The organism is Streptomyces sp. NPDC057694, assembly GCF_042799415.1.
Classification (GTDB): Bacteria; Actinomycetota; Actinomycetes; order Streptomycetales; family Streptomycetaceae; genus Streptomyces.
Genome location: NZ_JBHVIX010000003.1, coordinates 290,790 through 297,203 on the forward strand (window position 1 = coordinate 290,790; position 6,414 = coordinate 297,203).

Annotated in this window: 6 protein-coding genes; 5 read left to right on the forward strand and 1 reads right to left on the reverse strand. The window is 70.6% G+C overall.

Annotation, left to right across the window (positions count from 1 at the left end):
* Positions 1-73 precede the first annotated feature (73 nt).
* Positions 74-1,030 (forward strand): LysR family transcriptional regulator, encoded by a 957-nt coding sequence (locus tag ACFVDP_RS11205; protein WP_383486778.1) that lies wholly within the window; start codon positions 74-76, stop codon positions 1,028-1,030.
* A 69-nt stretch (positions 1,031-1,099) separates the two neighbouring features.
* Here the strand turns inward: ACFVDP_RS11205 and ACFVDP_RS11210 are convergent, their stop codons facing one another.
* Entirely contained in the window at positions 1,100-1,441 is a 342-nt protein-coding gene (locus ACFVDP_RS11210) for a WhiB family transcriptional regulator (RefSeq protein ID WP_383486781.1), read from the reverse strand.
* Positions 1,442-1,841: 400 nt separating this feature from the next.
* On the opposite strand from ACFVDP_RS11210, the gene ACFVDP_RS11215 reads away from it, so the two are divergent.
* From ACFVDP_RS11215 to ACFVDP_RS11230, 4 genes are all read left to right on the forward strand, one after another.
* Positions 1,842-2,453 (forward strand): response regulator transcription factor, encoded by a 612-nt coding sequence (locus ACFVDP_RS11215; protein WP_003948568.1) that lies wholly within the window; start codon positions 1,842-1,844, stop codon positions 2,451-2,453.
* A gap of 371 nt (positions 2,454-2,824) precedes the next feature.
* Positions 2,825-3,412, forward strand: coding sequence for a sigma-70 family RNA polymerase sigma factor (locus ACFVDP_RS11220; RefSeq protein ID WP_351452910.1), 588 nt, complete (start codon positions 2,825-2,827; stop codon positions 3,410-3,412).
* 127 nt (positions 3,413-3,539) lie between these two features.
* The gene (gene guaB / locus ACFVDP_RS11225) at positions 3,540-5,042 is read left to right on the forward strand and encodes an IMP dehydrogenase (RefSeq protein WP_383486784.1); all 1,503 of its coding nucleotides are present in this window, start codon (positions 3,540-3,542) and stop codon (positions 5,040-5,042) included.
* Between the two features lie 131 nt (positions 5,043-5,173).
* A complete protein-coding gene (locus ACFVDP_RS11230) occupies positions 5,174-6,298 on the forward strand; it encodes a GuaB3 family IMP dehydrogenase-related protein (RefSeq protein ID WP_383486787.1) in 1,125 nt (374 codons plus the stop codon).
* Positions 6,299-6,414: the final 116 nt, after the last annotated feature.

The window sequence follows — 6,414 nt, forward strand, 5'->3', positions numbered from 1 at the left end:
CGCTACGGGACCCCGAACCAAAGCCGCCACGCATTATTCGTCGCATTCCCCAAGCCTCGCTTATGCTTGAGGGGTGATCGAAGCCCGCCACCTCCGCGTCCTGCGTGCCGTCGCCGCCACCGGCTCCTTCTCGGCGGCCGCCCGGGAGCTGGGCTGCACCCAGCCCGCGGTCAGCCAGCAGATGAAGGCCCTGGAGTCGTCCACGGGCACCCCGCTGCTGATCCGCACCGGCCGCGAGATGCGCCTGACCCAGGCGGGCGAGGCCCTCGTCCGGCACGCGGCGGGCATCCTCGCGGGGCTCACCGCCGCCGAGGAGGAGGTCGCCGCGATCGCCGGGCTGCGCGCGGGCCGGGTCCGGCTCGTCTCGTTCCCGAGTGGCAGCTCGACCCTGGTCCCGACGGCGCTCGCCGCGCTGCGCGCCGAGCACCCCGGCACCCGGGTCTCGCTGGTCGAGGCCGAGCCGCCGCGCTCGGTGGAGATGCTGCGCGAGGGCGACTGCGACGTCGCGCTCGCCTTCAGATATGAGGAGCGGCGCGAAGCGCCTCCGCAGAGGGGCGGCGGCGGGAGACGGGAGGGCGAGGGCGCCCAGGCCGCGGAGGACTGGGACGACCTCGTCGTGCGCCCGCTGCTCGCCGACCGCCTGGTGGGCCTGGTCCCCGAGGGGCACGCGCTGCGGGGCTCCGTCACCATCGACGCGTTCGCGGACGAGTCGTGGATCGCGGGCTGCCCGCGCTGCCGCCGCCAGTTGGTGGAGGTGTGCGAGAGCGCCGGGTTCGCCCCCCGCATCGACTTCGCGACGGACGACTACCCGGCGGTGATCGGACTCGTCGGCGCCGGGCTCGGTGTTGCCGTCCTGCCCGAACTGGCCATCGAGTCTGTTCGCCCCAAGGGTGCACGGACAGTGACGGTCGAGCCGGCCGTGCAGCGCGAGATCGTCGCGCTCACCCTGCCCGATCTGGCCCAGGTGCCGGCCGTCGCCGCGACCCTCGATCATCTGGCGCGCGCCGCCGACAGGGCCGCCGCGCGCTGAGCCGGGCCGGCCCCCGCCGGACACGGCCGTGGGCGCACCAGGTGCGCCCACGATTGGAGAAACGTTCCTTCAGTGACGTGAAGCCGTGGCCGACGACGGCGCGCCGCCCGTCGCCGACGCGGTGACGAGCCGGTTGCGGGCCCGCCCCATCAGCTCCTCGCGCTCGTCCTCGGTGAGGCCGCCCCACACCCCGTACGGCTCCCGCACCTGAAGCGCGTGAGCAGCGCACTCCGCGCGCACCGGGCACCGCATGCAGACCTCCTTGGCCGAGGTCTCACGGGCGCTGCGGGCGGCTCCGCGCTCGCCCTCGGGGTGGAAGAAGAGCGAGCTGTCGACCCCGCGGCAGGCCGCGAGGAGCTGCCAGTCCCACAGATCTGCGTTCGGTCCGGGAAGGCGGGAGAAATCTGCCATTGGTGTGTCCCCTTGTTGCCGTTGTAGCCGTTGTGACGCGGAACGGTGCCCATGACCGTACATCTACTGTCTAAGGAGATGAAAATATGACTCATTGCGAATCTAGCTACAGACACCAGCAAAAGGGAAGAAAAGCCGCTAAATGGGGCATAGCTTGTGGTGAAACCTTGAGGGTGCGTCGCGTTGTCACCGCTGTGTCCGGCCCCTCACGTAGAGTGCCGAAGCAGGCCGCCTGACCCGTAACTCTTTCGAGTGACCATCGTTGAGAGTGCTGAGGCGGTTGAAGCAGCAAGCTCTCGGGCATCTGTCCGAAAAGCTTGCTGAGTGTCGACCGCACAGGTGACGATTCGTACAAAGCCTGGAGGCTCAAGGTGACGCGCATCAGCTGCGGAGGGCGGTCATGACATCCGTCCTCGTCTGTGACGACTCCCCGCTCGCCCGAGAGGCGCTGCGCCGCGCGGTCGCGACCGTGCCCGGCGTCGAGCGCGTGACGACCGCGGCCAACGGGGAGGAAGTCCTCCGCCGCTGGGGCGCCGACCGCTCGGACCTGATTCTGATGGACGTACGCATGCCGGGTCTCGGCGGCGTCGAAACAGTGCGACGGCTGCTTTCGGCCGATCCCGGTGCGCGCATCATCATGCTCACCGTCGCCGAGGATCTGGACGGCGTGGCCCTCGCGGTGGCCGCCGGTGCCCGCGGCTATCTGCACAAGGACGCCTCGCGCGCCGAACTGCGGGCCACGGTGACCCAGGCCCTCGCGGACCCGACGTGGCGGCTCGCCCCGCGCCGGCTGCGCTCGGCCGAGATGGGCGCCGCGCCCACCCTCACCGCGCGTGAGATCCAGGTGCTCGAGGGCATGAGCCACGGCCGGTCCAACGCGGAGATCGGGCGCGAGCTCTTCCTCTCCGAGGACACCGTGAAGACGCACGCGCGGCGGCTGTTCAAGAAGCTCGGCGCGTCCGACCGGGCCCACGCCGTGGCGCTCGGGTTCCGCTGGGGTCTCGTCCGGTAGGGCTCCGCTTCGGGCGCCGGTGCGGGCTGCGTATTGCCACGTGATGTCGTCGGCCGGCTACAGCTTCGTTGTGGCTGGTCGCGCCCCGCGGCGGAGCCGCTCATGGATGCGGCCCCGCGCCCCTGACGGGGCGCGGTGAGCGACGTCGCTCTGCGTTTCGCGCTCGATGCCGCATCCTTGGTGGTGTGGAGTTCCGCGGGGACGACGAATCGGGCGAGCAGGGTCAGCGAGAGGGGAGGGCGCAGGAGATGAGTTCCGGCGCACCTGCCCCGAACGCTTCGGGCGCCTCTGGCGCATCGGTCCATAACGCTTCGGTGCACAACAAGGGACGCGATGCCGCGGACCGCACCTCGACAGGGCACCATAGGTCGATGCGCGACGACGAGGGAGCGGCCCAGCAGGGGGTCATCGGTACGCTCGTCGGCCGGGCGGTCGACGGCGACGCGCAGGCGACGCACGATCTCCTCGCGCACGTCCATCCCCTCGCCATCCGGTACTGCCGGACCCGGCTGTCCCGGCTTCCGGGTGATGCCCGGCACTTCGTCGAGGACCTCGCCCAGGAAGTCTGTGTCGCGGTCCTGCTCGCGCTGCCGCGCTACAAGGACACCGGCCGGCCCTTCGAGGCCTTCGTCTTCGCCATCGCCGCCCACAAGGTCGCCGACCTGCAGCGCGCGGCGATGCGCGGTCCCGGTTCGACGGCCGTGCCGTCCGACGAGATGCCGGAGCGTCCCGACGACTCCCTCGGCCCGGAGGAGCGCGCGCTGCTCAGCAGCGACGCCGAATGGGCCAAGAAGCTCCTCGCCAACCTTCCGGAGAACCAGCGGGAGCTGCTGCTCCTGCGCATCGCCGTCGGCCTCACCGCCGAGGAGACCGGGCAGATGTTGGGGATGTCACCCGGAGCCGTGCGCGTGGCGCAGCACCGGGCGCTGAGCCGCCTGCGGGCGCTCGCCGAGCAGTAGCACACACCCCGGCCGCGTACGTGGGAACGTACAAAGAAGGCCGATGATCTTGCTCGTGGAATGAGACACGTCCGTAGGCCGTTAGCATGGACACCCGCACCGATCAAGGCCATATGGAGAAGGTGTCATGACTGCGAACGTCGACGGCGTGCCCGGTAAATTCGCGACTCTCGGGCTTACCTACGACGACGTGCTGCTGCTGCCCGGCGCGTCGGAGGTCCTCCCGAACGCGGTCGACACCTCGTCCCGCATCTCGCGCAATGTGCGGGTGAACATCCCGCTGCTCTCCGCCGCGATGGACAAGGTCACCGAGGCCCGCATGGCCATCGCCATGGCCCGCCAGGGCGGCGTCGGTGTACTGCACCGCAACCTGTCCATCGAGGACCAGGTCAACCAGGTCGACCTCGTGAAGCGCTCCGAGTCCGGCATGGTCACCGACCCGATCACCGTGCACCCCGACGCGACGCTGGCCGAGGCCGACGCGCTGTGCGCCAAGTTCCGCATCTCCGGTGTCCCGGTGACCGACCCGGCGGGCAAGCTGCTCGGCATCGTCACCAACCGCGACATGGCGTTCGAGAACGACCGCGGCCGTCAGGTCCGCGAGGTCATGACGCCGATGCCGCTGGTCACCGGCAAGGTCGGCATCTCCGGCGTCGACGCCATGGAGCTGCTGCGCCGCCACAAGATCGAGAAGCTGCCGCTGGTCGACGACGCGGGCGTGCTCAAGGGCCTCATCACGGTCAAGGACTTCAAGAAGGCCGAGCAGTACCCGAACGCGGCGAAGGACGGCGAGGGCCGGCTGCTCGTCGGCGCCGCCGTGGGTGCGAGCCCCGAAGCCCTTGAGCGGGCGCAGGCGCTGGCCGCCGCCGGTGCCGACTTCCTGATCGTCGACACGTCGCACGGTCACAACAGCAACGCGCTGAGCTGGATGTCGAAGATCAAGTCCGCGGTGACCGTGGACGTGATCGGTGGCAACGTGGCGACGCGTGACGGCGCCCAGGCGCTCATCGACGCCGGTGTCGACGGCGTCAAGGTCGGTGTCGGGCCGGGCTCCATCTGCACCACCCGCGTCGTCGCCGGCATCGGCGTCCCGCAGGTCACCGCGATCTACGAGGCGGCTGTCGCGGCCCGCGCGGCCGGTGTCCCGGTCATCGGCGACGGTGGCCTCCAGTACTCCGGCGACATCGGCAAGGCGCTCGCCGCCGGTGCCGACACCGTGATGCTCGGCTCGCTGCTCGCGGGCTGCGAGGAGTCGCCGGGTGAGCTGATGTTCATCAACGGCAAGCAGTTCAAGTCGTACCGCGGCATGGGCTCGCTGGGCGCCATGCAGTCCCGCGGCCAGGGCCGGTCCTACTCCAAGGACCGCTACTTCCAGGCCGAGGTCGCCTCCGACGACAAGCTCGTGCCCGAGGGCATCGAGGGCCAGGTGCCCTACCGCGGCCCGCTGGCCAACGTGCTGCACCAGCTCGTCGGCGGTCTGCGCCAGACCATGGGCTACGTCGGCGCCGCCTCCGTCGACGAGATGGAGTCCAAGGGCCGCTTCGTGCGCATCACGTCCGCGGGCCTCAAGGAGAGCCACCCGCACGACATCCAGATGACGGTCGAGGCGCCGAACTACAGCCGGAAGTAGCGGCTGGGTATCACCGCAGGTCAGACGGTCAGGAGCGGTCCCGGGTTCACCGGGGCCGCTCCTTCCGTATGCGTCAGGGATACTGGACGGGCAGGCCCCAGAGGGACCCAGATGGAAAGGCGCCTCCCAAAGTGACTGAGATCGAGATCGGGCGCGGCAAGCGCGGCCGCCGTGCGTACGCGTTCGACGACATCGCCGTCGTGCCGAGCCGGCGCACCCGCGACCCGAAGGAGGTCTCGATCGCCTGGCAGATCGATGCCTACCGCTTCGAGCTGCCGTTCCTGGCAGCGCCCATGGACTCCGTCGTCTCGCCCGCGACCGCGATCCGCATCGGTGAGCTGGGCGGGCTCGGCGTGCTGAACCTCGAAGGTCTGTGGACCCGGTACGAGGACCCGCAGCCGCTGCTCGACGAGATCGCCGAGCTGCAGCCGGAGGCCGCCACGGCCCGCCTCCAGGAGATCTACTCGGCGCCGATCCAGGCCGACCTGATCAAGCAGCGCATCAAGGAGGTGCGCGACTCCGGTGTCGTCACCGCCGCCGCGCTCTCCCCGCAGCGCACCGCCGAGTTCTCCAAGGCCGTGGTGGACGCGGGCGTGGACATCTTCGTGATCCGCGGCACGACGGTCTCGGCCGAGCACGTGTCCGGCGCCGCCGAGCCGCTGAACCTGAAGCAGTTCATCTACGAGCTGGACGTCCCGGTGATCGTCGGCGGCTGCGCCACGTACACGGCCGCGCTGCACCTGATGCGGACCGGCGCCGCCGGTGTGCTGGTCGGCTTCGGCGGCGGCGCCGCGCACACCACGCGCAACGTGCTGGGCATCCAGGTGCCGATGGCGACCGCCGTCGCCGATGTCGCCGCGGCCCGCCGCGACTACATGGACGAGTCCGGCGGCCGTTACGTCCACGTCATCGCCGATGGCGGCGTCGGCTGGTCCGGCGACCTGCCGAAGGCCATCGCCTGTGGCGCCGACTCCGTGATGATGGGGTCGCCGCTGGCCCGCGCCACGGACGCGCCCGGCCGCGGTCACCACTGGGGCATGGAGGCCGTCCACGAGGACGTGCCGCGCGGCAAGAAGGTGGACCTCGGCACGGTCGGCACGACCGAGGAGGTCCTCACCGGTCCCTCGCACACGCCGGACGGGTCGATGAACTTCTTCGGCGCGCTCAAGCGGGCCATGGCGACCACGGGCTACAGCGAGCTCAAGGAGTTCCAGCGGGTCGAGGTCACGGTCGCGGACTCGCAGCACCGCCGCTGACACCTCCGTACGCACAAAGGGTCGGGGGGGAGAGGGAGGAGGGGGGGACGGAACCCTGCGCGCGCGGGGGGGGGTGGGTGGGGGGGGGGGAGGTGTTTGGGCAGACAAGAAAAGGC

Excerpts from the sequence above, each read along its gene's own strand:
- ACFVDP_RS11215 (WP_003948568.1), top strand. The coding sequence starts at position 1,842 with ATGACATCCGTCCTCGTCTGTGACGACTCCCCGCTCGCCCGAGAGGCG.
- ACFVDP_RS11210 (WP_383486781.1), bottom strand. The coding sequence starts at position 1,441 with ATGGCAGATTTCTCCCGCCTTCCCGGACCGAACGCAGATCTGTGGGAC.
- guaB (WP_383486784.1), top strand. The coding sequence starts at position 3,540 with ATGACTGCGAACGTCGACGGCGTGCCCGGTAAATTCGCGACTCTCGGG.
- ACFVDP_RS11220 (WP_351452910.1), top strand. The coding sequence starts at position 2,825 with ATGCGCGACGACGAGGGAGCGGCCCAGCAGGGGGTCATCGGTACGCTC.